The organism is uncultured Cyclobacterium sp., from assembly GCF_963976465.1.
GTDB lineage: Bacteria > Bacteroidota > Bacteroidia > Cytophagales > Cyclobacteriaceae > Cyclobacterium.
The window spans coordinates 1-2370 of the sequence record NZ_CAXBOC010000660.1 but is presented as its reverse complement, the minus strand read 5'-3'; the positions used below and the strand labels follow the sequence as shown (position 1 = coordinate 2370).

2 protein-coding genes are annotated in these 2370 nt (G+C 40.5%); both read left to right on the top strand.

Annotated elements, in window-relative coordinates:
• A partial coding sequence (locus AAC037_RS23555; RefSeq protein WP_339906076.1) for an amidohydrolase occupies positions 1 to 964 on the top strand: 964 nt, incomplete at its 5' end.
• A 4-nt stretch (positions 965 to 968) separates the two neighbouring features.
• The gene (gene alr / locus AAC037_RS23550) at positions 969 to 2123 is read left to right on the top strand and encodes an alanine racemase (RefSeq protein ID WP_339906074.1); all 1155 of its coding nucleotides are present in this window, start codon (positions 969 to 971) and stop codon (positions 2121 to 2123) included.
• Positions 2124 to 2370: the final 247 nt, after the last annotated feature.

Here is a 2370-nt window from a genome sequence, read left to right as displayed (position 1 = left end):
TTTCAATGGGGATGAGAAAGGGCCAAGCACGCTATTTAGAGCTGAACTCGATGCTTTACCTATCACTGAGAATAACGACTTCACCTATAAAAGCAACAATCCAGGAGTAGCCCATTCCTGTGGGCATGACGGACATATGGCAATACTTTGTGGCATTGGACTGACATTAAGTAAACAAAGGCCAAAAAAGGGGCGAGTGATCTTATTGTTTCAGCCGGCTGAAGAAACAGGAATGGGTGCAAAAGATGTCATAGCATCACCGAATTATAATAAAATAAAACCGGACTTCGCCTTTGCACTACACAACCTCCCCGGTTATACTTTGGGTGAAGTGGTATTAAAAAAAGGGGCATTTACCGCTGCCTCTAAAGGTATGATCATTGACTTGAAGGGAAGAACTAGTCATGCAGCCCACCCGGAAGACGCCATAAGTCCCGCAAATGCAACTTGTCAATTGATTTCAGCATTACAAGAGCTCCCAAAACAGATGCCTGGTTTTTCCTTGGTAACTATCATTCATGCCCAACTGGGTGAAGTGGCTTTTGGCACCACACCGGGAGAGGCCAAAGTGATGGCTACCCTTCGGACTTTTGACAATGATATCATGACAAACTTGACAGATAATGCTTGCTCCATATCACGCAGAATTGCAGCTGATCAAGGCTTGGAATGTTCCATTAGTTTCACTGAAGAATTTCAAGTGGTGGAAAATGAAACGAAAGCCGGTGATCTCGTAAACGAAGCAGTCGATAATTTGGGATTGCAAAAGAGGCAGGCTACAGAACCATTTCGGTGGTCTGAAGATTTTGGAGTATTATCGGCCACTACCAAAAGTTATCTTTTTGGTTTAGGTGCCGGAGTCAACCATCCACAACTACACGAAAACAGTTATGACTTCCCTGATGAATTGCTACCCACGGGAATTGATATATTTTGCACAATTATACAAAGATTAAATCATTAAAATAATGGAGCACACCTCATTCCTGGCGATTAGTAAAAGTGCATATAATAACAATATACGGTTTATAAAAAGTCAAATAGGAGAAGACGTAACCATCTCTTCAGTAATTAAGGGAAATGCTTACGGTCATGGGATAGAAAATATTGTAAAAATTGCTGAAAATGCAGGCATAAGGCATTTTAGTGCTTTTAGTACAGATGAGGCCATTAGGGCTCAAAATGCTTCAAAAAAGAACAGCCAGATCATGATAATGGGGATGGTTGAAAATGAAAACCTTCCCTATTTAATAGACAATGGTATTAGCTTTTATTGTTTTGAAATGGATAGGCTAGAAGCAGCCGTAAAAAAAGCAAAAGAGCTGGGTAAAAAAGCAAAAATCCATATTGAGGTAGAGACAGGCTTTCATCGAACAGGTTTTGAATGGGAGGAAAAAGAAGAACTCTTGGCTAGTCTGCTAGAGAATAGCGACCATATACAGCTATGTGGTTTGTGCACCCACTATGCTGGTGCAGAAAGTGTGGCCAATTATGTTAGGATACAGAACCAGATCAAGCTATACCATAAATTCAAAGATTGGTTCAATAGTAAGGGAATTGGCTTTGACAGGTATCACACCGCATGTTCAGCGGCCTCCCTAAGCTACCCAGAAACCATCATGGACATGGTAAGAATTGGTATCGCTCAATATGGATTTTGGCCTAGTCAAGAGACCTATATGTTTAAATTCAAGCAACTGGCACCCAACAAAAAGAATCCGCTAAAGCGACTAATTAGCTGGAAGAGTCAAGTCATGAGTCTTAAAAAAATAAAAATAGGAGACTTTATTGGTTATGGCAACAGCTATATGGCATCGAGAGATATGCTTATCGCCCAAGTACCAGTGGGATATTGCCATGGGTTCGGAAGAAGCCTAAGTAATCTTGGAAAGGTATTAATTCATGGAAAGGTGCTATCTGTGGTTGGCAATGTCACCATGAACACCATTTCAATAGATGTAACAGACCTGAAAAAAGTCAATAAGGGAGACGAAGTTGTCATCATTGGCCGCCAAAAAAGAAATGAAATTACTGTTGCCTCTTTTGGTGAGTCCACTCAGCAGGTCAATTATGAACTATTGACCAGGCTTCCTCATGATATTCCAAGAAAAATTGTTACATAATTCGTTTTTAGAATGGTGTTTGTGGTACTATTCAAAAAGGGATTTTAATCCCGTATGTATAACAAAACCCATCATACAATGAATTTATATTTCAAATCAGGGCTTTTCCTATTGTTTACCGTATTCCTTTTTTCTTGCAATTCAGAACCGGTAGAGTTAGCCGACCATGATTGGAAGGTGACAGACCTCTCCGGATCACCGGCGAGCAAAAGCGAATTGGCAAAACTCTCTTTGGAGTTTAAAGACG